This window comes from Pseudomonas sp. Pseusp49, from assembly GCF_059491875.1.
Genome location: NZ_CP168514.1, coordinates 3,048,440 through 3,066,381 on the forward strand (window position 1 = coordinate 3,048,440; position 17,942 = coordinate 3,066,381).

The window sequence follows — 17,942 nt, forward strand, 5'->3', positions numbered from 1 at the left end:
CGCTCAGCTCCAGCCCGCTTTGGTTTTTCGGCTGGAATACAGCGCCAGCAAGACGACAAACGAGAACACCAGCATCGCCCCGGCCAGCCAATGGGCCTGGGCGTATTCCATGGCTTCGACGTGATCGTAGATCTGCACCGAGACCACGCGGGTCTTCTCGGGAATGTTGCCACCGATCATCAGCACCACGCCGAACTCGCCGACGGTGTGGGCGAAACCGAGAATGGCGGCGGTAATGAAACCGGGGCGGGCCAGGGGCAGGGTCACGCTGAAAAAGGTGTCCCAGGGATTGGCCCGCAGCGTCGCAGCCACTTCGAGCGGGCGCGTGCCAATGGCGGAAAAAGCGTTTTGCAGCGGCTGGACGACAAAGGGCATCGAATACAACACCGAACCGATGACCAGACCTGCAAAACTGAACGTGAGGGTGCCAAGACCGAGTGATTGGGTGAACTGGCCAATGAACCCGTGAGGGCCTAGCGCCAGCAACAGATAAAAACCGATCACGGTCGGTGGCAGCACCAGGGGCAGGGCGACAATCGCCCCGACCGGGCCGCGCCACCAGGAGCGGGTGCGCGAAAGCCATAACGCAATCGGAGTGCCGACAATCAGCAGGATGACGGTCGTCAGGGACGCCAGTTTCAAGGTCAGCCAGATGGCGGAAAAATCGGCACTCGATAGCGACATTTAGATTTCGTAGCCGTAGGACTTGATGACAGCTGCCGCTTTCGGCCCCTTGAGGTAGTCAACCAATGCCTTGGCGGCCGGGTTGTCCTTGCCCTTGTTGAGGATCACGGCGTCCTGCTTGATCGGGTCGTGCAGGCTGGCCGGTACGATCCAGGCCGAACCGCTGGTGATCTTGCCGTCCTTGTAGATCTGCGACAGCGCGACAAAACCCAGCTCGGCGTTACCGGTGGAGACGAACTGATAGGCCTGGGTGATGTTCTGGCCTTCAACGATCTTGTCCTTGACCTTGTCGGTCAGACCTTCCTTGGCCAGCACCTGGGTCGCCGCCAGGCCGTAAGGCGCAGCCTTCGGGTTGGCAATGGACAGGTGCTGATACTCGTTCTTTTTCAGCACGTCGCCCTTGGCATCGACGTAGCCTTCCTTGGCCGACCATAGCGCCAGGGTGCCGACTGCGTAGGTGAAGCGCGAACCCTTGACGGTATCGCCTTCGGCCTCGAGTTTCTTCGGGGTGCTGTCGTCTGCCGAGAGGAACACTTCGAACGGCGCGCCGTTTTTGATCTGGGTGTAGAACTGGCCGGTGGCGCCAAAGGAGGTCACCAGTTTATGCCCGGTATCCTTTTCGAAATCAGCGGCGATGGCCTGGATGGGCGCGGTGAAGTTGGCAGCGACAGCCACCTGGACTTCGTCCGCCTGGGCTGAGCCGAAGGCGAATACGGCGAGCAGGCTCGTGAGGCACGCAGGGGTAAAACGTGAGGCGCGAAGGGTCATGAAACGGCTCCGTTAAAGGCAATTGCAGCAGGGGGTGAATCGTTATGTACAGAAATATATAGCGAATTGCCTTTAAACGGAATGTGCTTTCACAAAACTGTATACAATTTTAACGTAAATGATCCTCAGGGGCGACGCAGCAGCCTCGCCAGTCCTTCTTCGGCCAGTTTTCGAGTCAGTGCCTCGGTGGTCAATTCAACGCCGAGAGTAAAAGCCTGGCCGGCCCAGAGGTTGCTGAAGTCCGCTTCACCTTTGGCCCGCAACGGCATCAACGCGCCACCGGCCAGGGGGAAGGCCGGAGCCTTGGTGCTCATCGGCCCCAGTTCACGCATCACCCGATTAAGAATGCCCCGAGCCGGGCGACCGGTGAACACGTTGGTCACCGCCGTTTCGCTTTCCTTGGCGGTGCGCAAGGCTTTGTGATGGGAGGGGCTGACCTTGGCCTCTGGCGTGAACAGGTACGCTGTTCCCACCTGTACCGCCGAAGCGCCCAGCATGAAAGCGGCGGCGACGCCACGTGCGTCAGCGATGCCGCCGGCGGCAATCACCGGCACTTTCACCGCATCGACGACTTGCGGCACCAAGGCGAAAGTGCCCACCTGACTGCTCAGGTCATTGCTGAGAAACATCCCGCGATGGCCTCCGGCCTCAAAACCCATGGCAATGATCGCATCGCAGCCATGCTGCTCCAGCCACACGGCTTCTTCGACGGTGGTGGCCGAGGACAGCACCTTCGCACCGGTGGCTTTGACCCGGTCGAGCAGGGATTTTTCCGGCAGGCCAAAGTGGAAGCTCACCACTTCAGGGCGAAACGCTTCGACCACTTCACAGGCCGCGTCATCGAACGGTGCCCGATTGGACACCGGTGTTGGCGCATCGAAATCAGCGCCAAGTTCCTGGTAGTAGGGTTGCAGCAGGTTTTTCCAGTCCTGCGCGCGTTGCTCATCAGGGGCTGGAGTTTGATGACAGAAAAAATTGACGTTGATCGGGCACTGGGTGTGTTGGCGGATGGTTTTCAGCTCTTCGCGCAGTTGATCCGTGCTGAGCATCGCCGCGGGCATCGAGCCCAGGCCGCCCGCATTGCAGGCTGCAATCACCATGGCCGAGTTGTGGGCTCCGGCCATCGGCGCCTGAATGATCGGCAGTTCGATCCCGAGCAGGTCAAGAATGCGGGTATCTGGCCATGGGTTCATGTGCTGTGTTCTCCGACGTTGAAGCAGGACAGGGACGGTAGAACAGGATTTGTAACGCAACGATTGGCGCAAGGCCAGTCGTCTTTTCAGTTCGCCAGGCTTTCTTCGGCGCTCGCTGGGGTCGCTGATTGGCTTAAAGTCGAGTACGACAATCTGCTGCCATGTGTTATTTCAAATGCACCACAACCAGACTGATTCCATTGAGAGGCCGTAATGTTCAAAGGTATTTTGATCGACAAAGACGACAGCGGTTACCGGGCCACACTGCAAGAGATCCAGGACGATCAGTTACCCGAGGGCGATGTCACGGTGCGTGTTGCCTACAGCACGCTGAACTTCAAGGATGGCCTGGCGATCACCGGCAGCAGTCCGGTGGTGCGCAAATTCCCGATGGTGCCGGGCATCGACCTGGCCGGTGTGGTAGAGGTCAGCGGGCATCCGGACTACAAGGTCGGTGACCATGTCCTGCTCAATGGCTGGGGCGTAGGGGAAGGGCATTGGGGCGGCCTGGCGCAGAAGGCTCGCCTGAACGGTGACTGGCTGATCCCGTTGCCCAAGGCGTTTACCGCCGCCCAGGCGATGGCCATCGGTACGGCGGGCTACACGGCCATGCTATGCATCCTGGCTTTGGAACATAACGGTGTGACGCCCGGGCAGGGTGAAATCCTGGTGACCGGCGCCAATGGTGGGGTCGGCAGTTTCGCCATCGCGTTGCTGAACAGGCTCGGCTATCGGGTGGTCGCATCCACCGGACGTACCTCGGAGCACGACTACCTGAAGCAACTGGGCGCCAGCGAAATCATCGATCGCGCCACTCTGTCCGAGCCGGGCAAGCCCTTGGCCAAGGAGCGCTGGGCGGCCGTGATCGATTCGGTCGGCAGTCACACCCTGGCCAATGCGTGCGCCAGCACCAAGGCCAATGGCACCGTCGCAGCCTGCGGTTTGGCGCAGGGCATGGATTTTCCGGCGTCCGTTGCGCCGTTCATCCTGCGCGGTGTGACCCTGGCCGGCATCAACAGCGTGACCCAGCCCAAAGCCAAACGCGTGGAGGCCTGGCGCCGCCTGGCCAAGGACCTGGACTTCAACCTGTTGCCGTTGATCAGTCACGAAATCGGCTTGAGCGAAGCCATCGAGGCCGCGCCGCGCTTGCTTGCCGGGCAGTTGCGCGGGCGCGTGGTGGTGGACGTGAATCGCTGATTACTGCGATTCGCGCTCCAGCAACTGGCGTTTGCGTTCGACACCCCAGCGATAGCCCGAGAGATTGCCATCGCTGCGCACCACGCGATGGCACGGGATCGCCACAGCCAGGTTGTTCGCGCCGCAGGCTTGAGCCACGGCGCGAACGGCTTTTGGCGAACCGATGCGTAGCGCGACATCGGCGTAGCTCGCCGTGCTGCCAACGGGTATCTCCCGCAGTGCTTGCCAGACCCGTTCCTGGAACGCGGTGCCGCGCACGTCCAATGGCAGGTCCAGGCCAATCGCCGGGGCTTCAATAAAGCCGACGACCTTGGCAATCAACGCTTCGAACGCCTGATCGGCGCCAATCAAATTGGCTCGCCGAAACTTGTCTTGCAGATCACAGACCAGTTGGTGCGGATCATCACCGAGCAAAATTGCGCAAACCCCGCGTTCACTCTGCGCCACCAGAATCGCCCCCAGCGAACACTGGCCGACAGCAAAACGAATGTCGTTGTTTTGCCCGGCAGCGCGGTAGTCCCCGGGCTTCATTCCGAGCAGTTGGTCTGCCGCTTCGTAAAACCGGCTGTTGGAGTTGAAGCCGGCGTCATACAGGGCATCGGTCACCGAACCGCCGTCTGCCAGGCGCTCGCGCACCTTGCGTGAACGATGGGCATCGGCGTAGCCCTTGGGCGTCAGGCCGGTGACGCCTTTGAACACGCGATGGAAGTGGAAGCTGCTCAATCCCGAGGCCTCGGCCAGTTCGCCCAGGGTGGGCAGCGTTTCGGCGCTTTCAATCTGGCGGCAGGCAGCGGCCACGGTGGCGGCATGCTGCGCGGCGAGTTCGCTCTGATCCTTTGCCGCGCGCTTGCTCGGACGGTAACCTGCGGCCCGGGCCTGTTCGGCGCTATCGAAGAATTCGACATTCTGTGGCTTGGGCAGGCGCGCAAGGCTGCTGGGGTTGCAGTAGATGCCTGTGGTCTTCACGGCATAGACAAACTGCCCGTCAGCCTTGGGGTCGCGCGCGACCACGGCGGCCCAGCGCGGATCGTTTTCGGTGGTGATCTTGGTCGATTGGGTTGTCATGGCGTCACGTCCTTTGAGGAGTTGCCTGCACATTAACCATGGGGCAATTCCCACACACTCCGGCGCTTGCGGTCAAATTCGAAGTCTTCATCCGGCGGTGCGGAAGGTGAAGTTGATGCGTTGCTCGCCCAGTCTCGGGTGAAAACCGTCCTTGATCGGCAATACGCCGTGATAACGCAGGCGATCCACGCCACCCCAGACCACGATGTCACCATGCAGCAGAGGGATGCGCTGGCTTTTGTCACTGCGTGCAAAGCCGCCGAACAGGAACATCGCCGGCAAGCCCAGCGATACCGAAACGATGGGGGCCGCGTAGGAATGTTCGTCCTTGTCTTGATGCAATGACATTTTTGCCCCGGGGATGTAGCGGTTGATCAGGCAGGAATCGGGCACAAAACCGCTGAAACCCGCAGCCTGCGCCGCTGCTTGTGCCAGTTGGAAAAACACATCGGGCATCGTCGGCCAGGGCTGATCGGTTTGGGGATCGTCGCGGGTGTATCGATAACCGCTGCGGTCAGTGGTCCAGCCGAATGTGCCGCAACTGCTCAGGGCGACCGACATGGTGAAGCCGCCGGGCGTGACCATCTGCCGAAACGGAGCGGCCAGCAGCACCGCCTCCAGGGCGGGCAGCAAACGCTCCAGCCAGGGCAGGGCGAAGCCTCGCAGCACGTATGACTGTTCGCCGATCTGCTCGCGCCTGGGCTCTTGTTCGGGTTCTGCATCGGCAAACAGATCGAACGTCAGCGGGTTCATGGGCTCATGTCGCATCGTGAAAGATGATTCCAAGGGTATGCCGTTTGCCGCTGTGCAGGCGACTCACGCCGTGGCGCAGGGTCACGCGGTAGTAACCGCGAGTGCCTTTGACCGGCCGCTGGTTGACGGCAAAGATCAGCCCGTCACCTTTCTTCAGGTCGATGACCATCGGTCGTGACTGCATGCGCGGGCGTTGTTCGGTCATGACAAATTCGCCGCCGCTGAAGTCTTGATCGGGATCCGACAGCAGAATCGCCACTTGCAACGGAAAAACATGCTCACCGTATAGATCCTGATGCAGGCAGTTGTAGTCCTGCGGACCATATTGCAGCAATAAGGGTGTCGGACGGTTCTGACCAGCGGCATGACAGCGCTCGAGGAAGGCGGGATGAGTGTCAGGAAAACGTTGCTGCAAACCCATTTGCTCATGCCAGCGATTGGCGATGGGTGCCAGGCGCGGGTAGAGCGCGCTGCGCAAGCGCGCCACAAGGTCCGGCAACGGGTAGCTGAAATACTTGTACTCGCCGCGGCCGAAGCCGTGACGAGCCATCACCACGTGCGAGCGAAAGGGCTCGGCCCGGGGGTACAGGGCGCTGACCTGATCACAAGCCTTGTGGCTCAGCAGTGAAGGGATGACGGCGTAACCGTCCAGGTCAAGTTGCTGTTCCAGCCGGGGCCAGTCCAGCTGGTCCAGATATTGCTCGCTCATTGCCGGGCCTCTAGTGATTGAGGTGGCCAGTCTGCAAGACTTGAATGAAGCAGACACTCCGGCGCTTGCGGTCGAACTGCGAACGGGAGCCGACGTCCATTGTCGCTCCGGATTGCGTTACAGCGCTTTGCTGACGCTGATTTCGCTGATGACGTTGTCCTGCCCATGAATGGCATCCAGCGCCGCTTTGGCTTCTTCTGTGGTGCCGTGTTCAAGCTGGGCGAACTCGAAGCGGCGCTCACCGTTGAGTTTGTATTTGATGACGTACTTGGTCGTTTGGGCCACGGTCGTATCTGCCTGTCTTGTGTTTCGGGTGTGCCGGTCAGCTCAGTTTCGTGCTGGAACGGCGAATGATTTTGATCGAATGCGTCAGGGTGGGCTTGCGCGTCACGCTGATAGCGCGGCGGTTGACGGTGTCGATCGTGATGTTCCAGAAACCGGTGCTGGGGGCAGTGATGCGCGCCGGAAACGTGTCGAATGCACCGCCGTGATAGGTGTGACGGCCGCCATTCTTGAAGCTGCGGAAGTTGGCGTCGTTCATCAAACGGATGTTGCACATTTGGGAGCATTGAATGACGACGATGTCGTCTTCATTGAGGTGCTCGCGCTGATGGATAAATTTCATGGGGCGCCTCCAGAAGGGCTTTTTCTACAAAATCAAAACGATAGCATGGGCGATGGGCGCAGTTTATCAGCCCGAAGGCCTTATTATCCGGTCGCTTTGACAATTAAAAACGCTAATTTCACCTTTGATGAGCGATAAAGCAGTTTGCCTCGGAGAAAAAACGCATCTGCGTTGTCCGAGCCTCTTTATCGGAGGTTTTGTATGAAGTGGGGTTTGTGGGTTGTTGCGCTGGCGGCATTGGTGAGCGGTTGTGCGAACGTCTCTGACATCAACGAGTCACTGCCGACCATGAGCGTGATTTCTGGCAAGAAACCCCATGAATATGCGCAATGCCTCAGCGAAAAACTGGCCGACAGTCGTGGTGCCTTGCAAATCGAACCGCACAAGGATGGCCTGCGTGTGATCGTGCCGCTCAAGTATTCCACGGGGCCGTCAGCCGTATTCGACATTGAAGAGCGCTCGGGTGGCAGCAGCATCAAGCTGCACGAGAGCATGTCCAATGTCCCGGTGCGTCCAAAGGATGTACAGAAGGCTGCCACCGAGTGCATTTCCGGCTGATAAACTATCGACCCACAGCACCGATGCCGCCAAAGCCTGTTTTTGGCGGCATCGTCATTTCTGGAGTCGACTATGAAACGAGAGCAGGTCCGGGAGCGCCATGCAGAGGGACTTATCTCTGCCACCCATGTGATCCAGAATCCGGCGGAGCTGGGGGAATGGATCGTGTTTTTCAAGAAAAGCGCCGGGCGCAGCTATTTCCTGGTGGATGACAATGACGAAGTCGAGTCCTTCGGCAAGCTCGACGATTTGATCGAAACAGTGCGTGGACTCGGGATCAGGTTCGCCGAAATTCATCTGTAGGGCCGAGCCCCTTATTTGCAGACCACCACGACGCTGCGGTTCTTGTAATTGCCGATATCGGCGCCGAGGGTTTTTTCACTGACCTTGAGCGCTGGCGTGCCGTCGGTGCCGACGATCCGGTAGCCGGTTCCTGCACAGGAGGCATCGGCCTTTTCGTAGCAGGCGGCCCAGGAATTCGCCTCTCCCGAGCAATCGATCGTCAGACCCTGCTCTCCGTTGCCCAGGTAGGTTTCTTTCGACGTTGCGCAGCCGCTCAGGGCCAATACCGCTAGCAAAGGCAAAACTTTATTCATGGTTTGATCATCGTCAGTGGGGTGGGCTAAGGCTGAGACAGCGCCGGATTCAAAAGGTTATAGCCAAAGGCCACTTCTTTTTCGGTGTTCCGATCAAGATCAAAGGATCGCAGCCTTCGGCAGCTCCTACAGGGACCGTGATGCGGTCTAGCGGGTGGGCATCTGAACTGGCCTAATGATTTTGGACACTTCAATCGGGCGTTCAACTGGTTGAAGTCGGGGTTGTAAGGTCAACCCGACCCTTGTAGGAGCTGCCGAAGGCTGCGATCTTTTGATCTTGATCTTCAGCAATATCCAGATCGCAAAAGCAAGATCAAAAGATCGCAGCCTTCGGCAGCTCCTACAGAAATTTCGTAATCAGTGTTCCCCGGGGTTCCGTGAAGTACCATAAAAAAGCCCTGTGCCAAGACAGGGCTATTCGAGAGGGGCGTCGATCAGCTCTTGTCCTTGCCGCGTCGCTTGGGTTCCGGGTGCTCCAGCTCCAGCACCGAGGCCACTTCGATTGCCAGGGCTTCGGAAGGGAAAGGCCCGGCGATATTTTCACCGGCGACACTGGCCACCCACCATTGACCGTCTTTCACCTTGTTGATCAGGAATCCGTTGACGCTTTTTGCTTCCGACATCTATTTGCCTCGTTGTCTGGTTCAATCGCGCCATGATACCGGCAAACGCACGCAACGGGTGCCGATGAGCGTATGGTGATGGGTTTCGGGCGGTAGAAAGCCGTGCATTTGCGCCAGTCTCTGCTATGCATAAGAGGCTGTGCAATCGCCTGTGCAACCTCGCAGGGAACTATCCGCCAGAATAATTCTCTATGTTGGCATCAGTTAGCCAGCGCGGGGGCATTGTAAGGTGCACGCCGCCTGATTAGACTGCGCCGAAACTCGTACACACAGCCCTTTCAAGGACTTATATGATCAAGAAATGCTTGTTCCCAGCAGCCGGTTACGGTACTCGCTTCCTGCCAGCGACTAAAGCCATGCCCAAAGAAATGCTGCCGGTGGTGAACAAGCCACTGATCCAGTACGGCGTCGAAGAAGCACTGGATGCCGGCTTGACCGAAATCTCCATCGTCACCGGCCGCGGCAAGCGCGCCCTGGAAGACCACTTCGACATCAGCTACGAGCTGGAAAATCAGATCAAGGGCACCGACAAGGAAAAATACCTGGTCGGCATCCGCAAGCTGCTCGACGAGTGCTCGTTCTCCTACACCCGTCAGACCGAAATGAAAGGTCTGGGCCACGCGATCCTCACCGGCCGCCCGCTGATCGGCGACGAGCCGTTCGCCGTGGTACTGGCGGATGACCTGTGCGTCAACCTCGAAGGCGACGGCGTGCTGACCCAGATGGTCAAGCTGTACAAGCAGTTCCGCTGCTCGATCGTGGCCATCCAGGAAGTCGACCCGCAAGAAACCAACAAGTACGGCGTGATCGCCGGCGAGATGATCCGTGACGACATCTATCGCGTACACAGCATGGTTGAAAAGCCAAAGCCGGAAGACGCACCGTCGAACCTGGCCATCATCGGCCGCTACATTCTGACCCCGGACATCTTCGACCTGATCGAACAAACCGAGCCAGGCAAGGGCGGTGAAATCCAGATCACCGACGCCCTGATGAAGCAGGCCCAGAACGGCTGCGTCATGGCCTACAAGTTCAAGGGCAAGCGTTTCGACTGCGGTGGCGCCGAAGGCTACATCGAAGCGACCAACTTCTGCTTCGAGAACTTCTACAAGACGGGCAAGGCTTACTGATAGCTGGCGACCTGTTTGTATAGAAAAGCCACCTTCGGGTGGCTTTTTCATTTTCCGGCCTCATATCGTGTTCAGCGCTTGCTCCACAAATGTCCGCAGGTATGCTGGTCACCTGCCGAGGAGATTGAAAATGGCCTACGATTTTGACCTTTATGTGATTGGTGCCGGTTCCGGCGGTGTACGGGCTGCGCGGTTTGCCGCCGGGTTTGGCGCGAAAGTGGCGGTGGCCGAGAGTCGCTACCTGGGCGGCACCTGTGTGAACGTCGGCTGCGTGCCGAAAAAATTGCTGGTCTACGGTGCGCACTTCGCCGAGGACTTCGAGCAGGCATCCGGTTTTGGCTGGAGCCTGGATGAGGCGCAGTTCGATTGGGCGACGCTGATCGCCAACAAGGACCGTGAGATCAATCGCCTCAATGGCATTTATCGCAACCTGCTGGTCAGCAGCGGTGTCACCTTGCATGAGGGGCACGCGAAGATCGTCGATCCGCATCGGGTCGAGATCAATGGCGAGCGCTTTACTGCCAGGAACATCCTGATCGCGACCGGCGGCTGGCCGCAGATTCCGGAGATTCCGGGGCACGAGCATGCCATCAGTTCCAACCAGGCGTTCTTCCTCAAAGAGCTTCCCAAGCGGGTGCTGGTGGTCGGCGGTGGCTACATTGCCGTCGAGTTCGCCGGGATCTTCCATGGTCTGGGCGCCGAGACTACGTTGCTGTATCGCGGCGAACTGTTCCTGCGCGGCTTTGACGGTTCCGTGCGCAAGCACTTGCAGGAGGAGTTGACCAAGCGTGGCATGGACCTGCAATTCAACGCGGACATCGAGCGCATCGACAAACAGGCCGATGGCAGCCTGAAAGTCACGCTCAAGGATGGCCGCCAGCTGGAAGCCGATTGTGTGTTCTACGCCACCGGGCGTCGTCCGATGCTGGACAATCTCGGGCTGGAAAACACCGGGGTCAAGCTCGACAAGAAAGGCTTTGTCGAAGTCGATGAGTTGTATCAGACCGCCGAGCCGTCGATCCTGGCGCTGGGCGATGTGATCGGTCGTGTTCAACTGACACCGGTTGCGCTGGCTGAAGGCATGGCGGTTGCGCGCCGTCTGTTCAAGCCTGAGCAGTATCGTCCGGTGGATTACAAGATGATCCCGACGGCGGTGTTCAGCCTGCCGAACATTGGCACCGTCGGTTTGACCGAAGAGGAGGCCCGCGAAGCCGGCCACGAGGTGCAGATCTTCGAAAGCCGCTTCCGGCCAATGAAGCTGACCCTGACAGAATGCCAGGAGCGCACGCTGATGAAGTTGGTGGTGGATGCCAAGACCGACAAGGTATTGGGTTGCCACATGGTCGGCCCGGAGGCCGGTGAGATCGTCCAGGGCCTGGCGATTGCCTTGAAGGCCGGCGCCACCAAGCGCGACTTCGACGAAACCATCGGCGTGCACCCGACGGCCGCCGAAGAGTTCGTCACCATGCGCACGCCGGTCGCCGGTTAATCGTCCTTCGCTGCGTCTGCCGCTGCCGCAAGGGTCGCGGCCAGACGTACGCGTTCTTCCAGATCCGTCCGGGTCCTGGTCAGTTCGATTTCCAGTGACTTGTTGAGCTGCGACTGCTCATCGACGTTCTGTTTGAGCGCCTGACTTTCCAGCAGGGCGACGCGCAGGCGTTCCTGGAGGAGGGTGCGCTCGCCGTCGACACGGGTGGCCTGTTCCAGCAACTGATCCTGACGGGTATTGCTTTGCTTGAGCTGTTCTTGCAGCAGGCTCAGCTCGCGCAGTGTGCCGCGGTTTTCAGTCAGCAAGCGTTCGTTGTCGCGGTGCAACTGGGTGACTTCATCCTGGCGTACCAGGGCGCTTTGTTGTGCCTGGCGCAGCTCCATCTGTAGCTGTTGCACCTGGCCTTCGTGGCGACTCATTTCCTGTTCGCGCTGTTCCTTGACCGCATTGCGGTAGTGCTCCAGTGCGTCGCGAGTGTGCAGGTGTTTTTCCTCAAGGGAGCGGATCTGCTCGTCCTTGTCTTTCAAGCGCAATTCGAAATCGGCCAGCGCCTGGTTCATCCCGGCGTTGCGGGTTTGCTCCGTTTGCAGCATGGCGCGGGTTTCTTGCAGGGCCTCGGATTCCTGAGTCAGTGCCAGGCTCTGGAACTCGTATTGCTGGTGCAGTTCGCTGTTGGCCTCTTGCGCTTCGCTGAGCTGATTTTCCAGCGCCTTGCGTTGTTCCTCGTACTGCGTGCGCGCCTGGTCGATGGGCTCCTGCGCCTGCTCCTTGAGTCTTTGGGCGAGCCGCGCCACCAGCGCCATCAGTTCGTCGTCAATCGGTTCCGCTGGCGCTTCGACCGTCTCGTTCCTGTCATCGAGTTCTTTGAGGTAGCGATGAATCGTGGTTTTCGAGCCGGTATTGCCCATTTCGATCCGTACGGCATCGATGCTGGGGTTTTCGCCACGGGCGAGGATCGCCAACCGAGCGGCTTGCACCACTGCTTTATTTACACCGCCGCGTGCCATGAGATCTCCTGGGTTTTGTTGATGTGGTACGTACCACGTAAATACATATTGTACCATTCTATTGGCAAAGTTAAATGCTGGATGTGTTTAACACGAGATATACTGGTATTACCCCGTGTGATACGCCAAGTACCGGTTTTTGACCTGTCAAAGCGGTATGAATTCAAGAGTTGACCCCATGACTGAACTGGATCGTTACCTGCAAGCCGCGACTCGCGACAACACCCGTCGCAGCTATCGGGCAGCCATCGAACACTTCGAAGTCACGTGGGGCGGGTTTCTGCCGGCAACCGGCGACAGCGTGGCGCGCTACCTGGTGGCGCATGCCGGGGTGTTGTCGATCAATACGCTGAAGCTGCGCTTGTCGGCCTTGGCGCAGTGGCACAACAGCCAGGGTTTTGCCGATCCCACCAAGGCGCCGGTGGTGCGCAAGGTGTTCAAGGGCATCCGCGCGTTGCACCCGGCCCAGGAAAAACAGGCCGAACCCTTGCAGCTTCAACACCTGGAGCAGGTGGTCAGTCGTCTGGAGCTGGAAGTGCAAACCGCAAGGGCCGAAGGCGACCGACCGGGGTTGTTGCGGGCCCGGCGCGACCTGGCGTTGATCCTGCTGGGCTTCTGGCGCGGCTTTCGCAGCGACGAGTTGTGCAGGCTTCAGGTTGAACACGTGCAGGCCAGCGCCGGTTCCGGCATCAGCCTTTATCTGCCGCGCAGCAAAAGCGATCGCGACAACCTCGGCAAGACCTATCAGACGCCGGCCTTGCAGCGTTTGTGTCCGGTGCAGGCTTACATCGACTGGATCACCGAGGCGGCACTGGTGCGGGGGCCGGTGTTCCGAGGCATCGATCGCTGGGGGCATCTGGGCGAGGAGGGATTGCACGCCAACAGCGTGATTCCCTTGTTGCGCCAGGCGCTGGAGCGGGCAGGCATTGCCGGCGAACTCTACACCAGCCATTCCTTGCGCCGCGGCTTTGCGACCTGGGCGCATCAAAGTGGCTGGGATCTGAAGTCGCTGATGAGTTATGTGGGCTGGAAGGACATGAAGTCGGCCATGCGCTACATCGAAGCCAGTCCGTTCCTCGGCATGGCGCGGCTCACGGAAAAGGCCATTGAGTCCTAGAGATCGTTTTCTTCTATTAATACCGCTGGCTAATAGCTAAAGCCAATCAGCAGCATCAGGTTTGCCAATGAGCCTTCCGTTCGTCGAGTGGGTAAAGTTCTCTCCATCAACTTCTTAACCCCCTGACGGAGAGTCAACGATGCCTATCATCAACAGCCAAGTTAAACCGTTCAAAGCTGATGCATTCAAAAATGGCGACTTCGTAAAAGTCTCGGACGCTGACCTGAAAGGCAAATGGTCTGTCGTGTTCTTCTACCCGGCCGACTTCACCTTCGTCTGCCCGACCGAGCTGGAAGACCTGGCTGACAACTACGACGCTTTCCAGAAACTGGGCGTCGAGATCTACAGCGTTTCCACCGACACCCACTTTGCCCACGCTGCCTGGCACAACACTTCGCCAGCCATCGGCAAAATCCAGTACACCATGATCGGCGACCCGACCCACGCCATCTCCCGCAACTTCGACGTGCTGATCGAGGAAGCAGGCCTGGCTGACCGTGGCACCTTCGTGATCAACCCGGAAGGCCAGATCAAGATCGTTGAACTGAACGACGGCGGTGTAGGCCGTGACGCTTCCGAGCTGCTGCGCAAGATCAAGGCTGCCCAGTACGTCGCTGCTCACCCGGGCCAGGTTTGCCCTGCCAAGTGGAAAGAAGGCGAGGCCACTCTGGCGCCGTCCCTGGACCTGGTCGGCAAGATCTAAGTCTGTGATCGCTCCATCAGGGCGGGACTCCGCACCTACTCGGTAAGCTGCACCGCCCAATAAAAACGCCCGGGCGAGATTCGCTCGGGCGTTTTTTTATGTCTTCGCAAAAGCAAAAAGGAAATCGCCCGTATGTTGGACACCAATCTTAAAGCCCAGTTGAAATCGTACCTGGAACGGGTCACCCAGCCGATCGAGATCGTTGCTTCCCTCGACGACGGTGCGAAATCCCAGGAAATGCTCGAACTGTTGAAAGACGTTGCCAGTCTTTCCACCCAGATTACTTTGCTCGACAACGGTGATGATGCACGCAAGCCATCGTTCTCGATCAATCGCCCGGGAGCCGACATCAGCCTGCGTTTCGCCGGCATCCCGATGGGCCATGAATTCACTTCGCTGGTGCTGGCCTTGCTGCAAGTCGGCGGTCATCCGTCCAAGGCCAGTGTCGAGGTGATCGAACAGATTCGCTCGCTCAAAGGCGAATTCAACTTCGAAACTTACTTCTCGCTGTCGTGCCAGAACTGCCCGGACGTGGTCCAGGCGCTGAACCTGATGGCGGTACTGAACCCGAACATTCGCCACGTCGCCATCGACGGCGCGCTGTTCCAGGCTGAGGTCGATGAACGCCAGATCATGGCCGTGCCCAGCATCTACCTCAATGGCGTGAACTTCGGCCAGGGCCGCATGGGCCTGGAAGAAATCCTCGCCAAGATCGATACCAGCGGCATTGAACGCCAGGCCGAGAAAATCAGCGCCAAGGAAGCCTTTGACGTACTGGTGGTCGGCGGTGGTCCGGCCGGTGCTTCGGCGGCCATCTATGCGGCCCGTAAAGGCATTCGCACCGGTGTCGCGGCCGAGCGTTTTGGTGGCCAGGTGCTGGACACCATGGCCATCGAAAACTTCATCTCGGTGCAGGAAACCGAAGGGCCGAAACTGGCCGTGGCCCTGGAAGAACACGTCAAGCAGTACGACGTGGACATCATGAATCTGCAACGTGCCGACAAGTTGGTGCCCGGCAAGAATGGCGAGCTGCACCAGATTCACTTCGCCAGCGGCGCAACCCTCAAAGCCAAGACCTTGATTCTGGCGACTGGAGCGCGGTGGCGTGAAATGAACGTCCCGGGCGAGCAGCAATACCGCAACAAAGGCGTGGCGTACTGCCCGCACTGCGACGGCCCGCTGTTCAAGGGCAAGCGCGTGGCAGTGATTGGCGGCGGTAACTCCGGCGTCGAAGCGGCCATCGACCTGGCGGGTATCGTGTCCCACGTCACGCTGCTGGAGTTCGACGTTCAGTTGCGCGCCGATGCGGTGTTGCAGCGCAAGTTGCACAGCCTGCCGAATGTCACCGTGATCACCAGTGCGCAAACCACTGAAGTCACCGGCGACGGTCAGAAGGTCAACGGCCTGCGCTACAAGGATCGCCAGAGCGACGAAGTGCGCAGCGTGGAGCTGGAAGGGATCTTTGTGCAGATCGGTTTGCTGCCCAACACCGATTGGCTCAAGGGCACCATCGAGCTGTCACCCCGTGGCGAGATCATTGTCGATGCTCGCGGTGAAACGTCGGTGCCGGGTGTGTTCGCCGCCGGCGACGTGACCACTGTGCCGTACAAACAGATCGTGATTGCGGTGGGCGAGGGCGCCAAGGCTTCGCTAAGCGCCTTCGATCACCTGATCCGCACGTCCGCCCCGGCATAAAACCCGACGCTGAAAACACAAAACCCCATGAGCGATCATGGGGTTTTTTGTGTCTTGCACATTACTCCTGTAGGAGCGAGCTTGCTCGCGATGGTCGTCAACGATAACGCGGGTTGGCAGGTGCCCCGCGGCGCTTTCCGGTTTATCGCGAGCAAGCTCGGATCAAAAGATCGCAGCCTGCGGCAGCTCCTACACCGATCTCTGTAGGAGCTGCCGAAGGCTGCGATCTTTTGATTTTACAGCGGCGCCGGCTGAATGATCTCAACCCAGTAGGCGTCCGGGTCCTTGATGAATGCCAGGCTCTTCATGCGGCCATCGCTCAGGCGTTTCTGGAAATCGCAGCCCAGCGCTTCAAAGCGCTCGCAGGCGGCGACGATGTCCGGCACTGAAATGCAGATATGGCCGAAACCGCGCGGATCGGTGTTGCCATTGTGGTAGGCGAAGTCCGGGTCGTTCTCGGTGCCGTGGTTGTGGGTCAGTTCCAGAATGCCGGGGATCGACTTCATCCACTCGGTGCGCGCGGCGGCATCGGCCGGGATCTGGTTTTTGTCGACCAACGCCAGGAAATACAGGCTGAACTCGGCTTCCGGGAAGTCGCGTTTTTCCACCAGGGTAAAACCCAGGACGCGTGTGTAGAAGTCCAGGGACTTGGTGATGTCCTTGACCCGCAGCATGGTGTGGTTGAAGACAAATTTCTGCGTAGCGGTGTCCGGTTGGGCGGTGACGCCGGGGAAGGTGTTCAATTCGTGCAGGCTCATGGGCCCTCCGGGAAATATGTGGGCTAACGAATGGTGACAATGATACGCAAGGGTTCGGACATCACCAAACCCAAACAGTCGGCTATTGCCTGACAGCCGGCCTGGGCCCAGACTTTACGGCTTGATCCGTGAGTGCCGATTGCAATGATTCGATTCCGTAACCTGCTGTTTATCCTGCTGAGCCTCTTTTCGCTGGTGGGCGCTGCGCGTGCCGATGCGCCAGTGGTGACCTGGCCGCAAGGCTGGCAGATCGAAGACGTCCCTGACTCAGCGTCGGGGGTCAGTCGCCAGCGGGCGGTGAAAAATGATCAGGATGGATCACCGCTTCTGGTGATGGAGCTGACCATGAGTCCGGTGCAAAGCGATCATCAGGTAAACCTCGAAGGCGTATTGCTGGAAATGCGCAAGTCAGTCCAAAAAGACTTCTTTCAGGGTGGGTATCAAAGTGTTTGTACGCGAATTCATTCGGCTACCTTGAGTCGATTGGCCGCGCTGGAAACAACCTGCACCGTCACGCAAAACGGCCGGCATGTGCTTTCGCAAACATTGGTGGCAGCGGTGGATGCCGATAAGGCCTATGTTTTTTCCTACGCAGGGCAGGCCGAGGCTTTTAAGGCGAGCCAGGAAGAAATAGATGCAGCCCGTAACAGCTTGAAACTTTAGTTGGCGACAGTGCTTTTTCGATGCATGAAAAAAATTTTAGATATCAAAATGGATTAAGCACAAAGTAGTCGGGGGGCAGGTAGTTGACTTGTGCTCGCCGCGGGCATTTAGAGAACCCATGAAAAAGCCCTGCATAAGCAGGGCTTTTTTGTCGCCGCGAGAGTTAGCCGCGCAGCCAGGAATCAACGGTGGCTGCACCGTACTGTTCTTTCCAGGCTTTCAGGCCGCGGTGATTGCCGCCCTTGGTTTCAATCAGCTCGCCGGTGTGCGGGTTCTGATAAACCTTGACCACACGAGCGCGGCGGGTTTTCGGTGCTGCTTGCTGCAGGCCGGATTTTGCCGGGTTCGGATCGAGAATGGCGATGATGTCGCGCAAGCTCTTGCCATAGGTTTTCATCAAGCCCTGGAGCTTCTCTTCGAATTCGATTTCTTTCTTGAGCCCGGCATCGTTCTTCAGGGATTCCAACTGCTTGAGCTGTTCTTGAAGGGCCTTTTCGGCTGCACGAAATTCAGCGAGTCTGGACAATATCTTTACTCCAATAGTGTGTTTGGCTGATACCAACCGCAAACAAAGCTATAAGCCAAGAGCCTTGAAGCGACTCGGTGATA

Annotated in this window: 22 protein-coding genes; 8 read left to right on the top strand and 14 right to left on the bottom strand. The window is 58.8% G+C overall.

Annotated elements, in window-relative coordinates; all coding sequences use genetic code 11:
* Nucleotides 1–3: 3 nt before the first annotated feature.
* From modB to ACEN83_RS13765, 3 genes are all read right to left on the bottom strand, one after another.
* Nucleotides 4–684, bottom strand: coding sequence for a molybdate ABC transporter permease subunit (gene modB / locus ACEN83_RS13755; RefSeq protein WP_007975967.1), 681 nt, complete (start codon nt 682–684; stop codon nt 4–6).
* Entirely contained in the window at nt 685–1,452 is a 768-nt protein-coding gene (gene modA, locus ACEN83_RS13760; protein ID WP_495580612.1) for a molybdate ABC transporter substrate-binding protein, read from the bottom strand.
* Between the two features lie 125 nt (nt 1,453–1,577).
* Nucleotides 1,578–2,645 carry an NAD(P)H-dependent flavin oxidoreductase gene (locus ACEN83_RS13765; RefSeq protein ID WP_495580613.1) on the bottom strand — a complete coding sequence of 356 codons (1,068 nt, stop codon included), beginning with the start codon at nt 2,643–2,645 and terminating at the stop codon, nt 1,578–1,580.
* Between the two features lie 213 nt (nt 2,646–2,858).
* Between ACEN83_RS13765 and acuI the strand changes: the two genes are divergently transcribed.
* A complete protein-coding gene (gene acuI / locus ACEN83_RS13770; protein WP_495580614.1) occupies nt 2,859–3,842 on the top strand; it encodes an acrylyl-CoA reductase (NADPH) in 984 nt (327 codons plus the stop codon).
* Here acuI and ada read toward each other — a convergent pair whose 3' ends face one another.
* The 5 genes from ada to ACEN83_RS13795 all read right to left on the bottom strand — a co-directional run bounded on the left by ada (nt 3,843) and on the right by ACEN83_RS13795 (nt 6,994).
* Nucleotides 3,843–4,907: a bifunctional DNA-binding transcriptional regulator/O6-methylguanine-DNA methyltransferase Ada gene (gene ada / locus ACEN83_RS13775; RefSeq protein WP_495580615.1), complete on the bottom strand. Its 1,065-nt coding sequence runs from the start codon at nt 4,905–4,907 to the stop codon at nt 3,843–3,845.
* A gap of 87 nt (nt 4,908–4,994) precedes the next feature.
* Nucleotides 4,995–5,675, bottom strand: coding sequence for a DNA oxidative demethylase AlkB (alkB, locus tag ACEN83_RS13780; protein WP_495580616.1), 681 nt, complete (start codon nt 5,673–5,675; stop codon nt 4,995–4,997).
* Nucleotides 5,665–6,369, bottom strand: a complete 705-nt coding sequence (locus tag ACEN83_RS13785; protein WP_495580617.1) for a 2OG-Fe(II) oxygenase — start codon at nt 6,367–6,369, stop codon at nt 5,665–5,667. Before ACEN83_RS13785 ends, alkB begins: the two co-directional genes overlap by 11 nt.
* Nucleotides 6,370–6,486: 117 nt before the next feature.
* Complete coding sequence (locus ACEN83_RS13790) at nt 6,487–6,654, bottom strand: hypothetical protein (protein WP_495580618.1); 168 nt, start codon at nt 6,652–6,654, stop codon at nt 6,487–6,489.
* Nucleotides 6,655–6,691: 37 nt separating this feature from the next.
* Entirely contained in the window at nt 6,692–6,994 is a 303-nt protein-coding gene (locus ACEN83_RS13795) for a DUF1883 domain-containing protein (RefSeq protein ID WP_007912251.1), read from the bottom strand.
* A 201-nt stretch (nt 6,995–7,195) separates the two neighbouring features.
* On the opposite strand from ACEN83_RS13795, the gene ACEN83_RS13800 reads away from it, so the two are divergent.
* The gene (locus tag ACEN83_RS13800) at nt 7,196–7,552 is read left to right on the top strand and encodes a hypothetical protein (protein WP_007975953.1); all 357 of its coding nucleotides are present in this window, start codon (nt 7,196–7,198) and stop codon (nt 7,550–7,552) included.
* A 54-nt stretch (nt 7,553–7,606) separates the two neighbouring features.
* Here the strand turns inward: ACEN83_RS13800 and ACEN83_RS13805 are convergent, their stop codons facing one another.
* The 3 genes from ACEN83_RS13805 to ACEN83_RS13815 all read right to left on the bottom strand — a co-directional run bounded on the left by ACEN83_RS13805 (nt 7,607) and on the right by ACEN83_RS13815 (nt 8,771).
* Nucleotides 7,607–7,849, bottom strand: a complete 243-nt coding sequence (locus tag ACEN83_RS13805) for an amidohydrolase (protein WP_218478653.1) — start codon at nt 7,847–7,849, stop codon at nt 7,607–7,609.
* A gap of 17 nt (nt 7,850–7,866) precedes the next feature.
* Nucleotides 7,867–8,148, bottom strand: coding sequence for a hypothetical protein (locus ACEN83_RS13810; RefSeq protein WP_007975951.1), 282 nt, complete (start codon nt 8,146–8,148; stop codon nt 7,867–7,869).
* A 434-nt stretch (nt 8,149–8,582) separates the two neighbouring features.
* On the bottom strand, nt 8,583–8,771 hold the full coding sequence (locus ACEN83_RS13815; protein WP_007975950.1) for a hypothetical protein: 189 nt from the start codon (nt 8,769–8,771) through the stop codon (nt 8,583–8,585).
* A gap of 290 nt (nt 8,772–9,061) precedes the next feature.
* Here ACEN83_RS13815 and galU point away from each other — a divergent pair, with 290 nt between their 5' ends.
* Both galU and gorA read left to right on the top strand, forming a co-directional pair.
* A complete protein-coding gene (gene galU, locus ACEN83_RS13820) occupies nt 9,062–9,901 on the top strand; it encodes a UTP--glucose-1-phosphate uridylyltransferase GalU (protein WP_102702148.1) in 840 nt (279 codons plus the stop codon).
* A 130-nt stretch (nt 9,902–10,031) separates the two neighbouring features.
* Nucleotides 10,032–11,390 (top strand): glutathione-disulfide reductase, encoded by a 1,359-nt coding sequence (gorA, locus tag ACEN83_RS13825; protein ID WP_495580619.1) that lies wholly within the window; start codon nt 10,032–10,034, stop codon nt 11,388–11,390.
* Here gorA and ACEN83_RS13830 read toward each other — a convergent pair.
* On the bottom strand, nt 11,387–12,397 hold the full coding sequence (locus ACEN83_RS13830) for a DNA-binding protein (protein ID WP_495580620.1): 1,011 nt from the start codon (nt 12,395–12,397) through the stop codon (nt 11,387–11,389). The genes gorA and ACEN83_RS13830 overlap by 4 nt on opposite strands.
* Nucleotides 12,398–12,575: 178 nt before the next feature.
* Between ACEN83_RS13830 and ACEN83_RS13835 the strand changes: the two genes are divergently transcribed.
* The 3 genes from ACEN83_RS13835 to ahpF all read left to right on the top strand — a co-directional run bounded on the left by ACEN83_RS13835 (nt 12,576) and on the right by ahpF (nt 15,912).
* Complete coding sequence (locus ACEN83_RS13835) at nt 12,576–13,514, top strand: site-specific integrase (RefSeq protein WP_495580621.1); 939 nt, start codon at nt 12,576–12,578, stop codon at nt 13,512–13,514.
* A 139-nt stretch (nt 13,515–13,653) separates the two neighbouring features.
* Complete coding sequence (gene ahpC / locus ACEN83_RS13840) at nt 13,654–14,217, top strand: alkyl hydroperoxide reductase subunit C (RefSeq protein ID WP_007975937.1); 564 nt, start codon at nt 13,654–13,656, stop codon at nt 14,215–14,217.
* Nucleotides 14,218–14,349: 132 nt separating this feature from the next.
* The gene (gene ahpF / locus ACEN83_RS13845) at nt 14,350–15,912 is read left to right on the top strand and encodes an alkyl hydroperoxide reductase subunit F (protein ID WP_495580622.1); all 1,563 of its coding nucleotides are present in this window, start codon (nt 14,350–14,352) and stop codon (nt 15,910–15,912) included.
* Between the two features lie 236 nt (nt 15,913–16,148).
* On the opposite strand, the gene gloA is transcribed toward ahpF, so the two are convergent.
* Complete coding sequence (gene gloA, locus ACEN83_RS13850) at nt 16,149–16,670, bottom strand: lactoylglutathione lyase (protein WP_116580475.1); 522 nt, start codon at nt 16,668–16,670, stop codon at nt 16,149–16,151.
* Between the two features lie 144 nt (nt 16,671–16,814).
* On the opposite strand from gloA, the gene ACEN83_RS13855 reads away from it, so the two are divergent.
* On the top strand, nt 16,815–17,333 hold the full coding sequence (locus tag ACEN83_RS13855) for a DUF4946 domain-containing protein (RefSeq protein WP_495580623.1): 519 nt from the start codon (nt 16,815–16,817) through the stop codon (nt 17,331–17,333).
* A gap of 163 nt (nt 17,334–17,496) precedes the next feature.
* On the opposite strand, the gene ACEN83_RS13860 is transcribed toward ACEN83_RS13855, so the two are convergent.
* A complete protein-coding gene (locus ACEN83_RS13860) occupies nt 17,497–17,859 on the bottom strand; it encodes a histone-like nucleoid-structuring protein, MvaT/MvaU family (RefSeq protein ID WP_008065377.1) in 363 nt (120 codons plus the stop codon).
* Nucleotides 17,860–17,942: the final 83 nt, after the last annotated feature.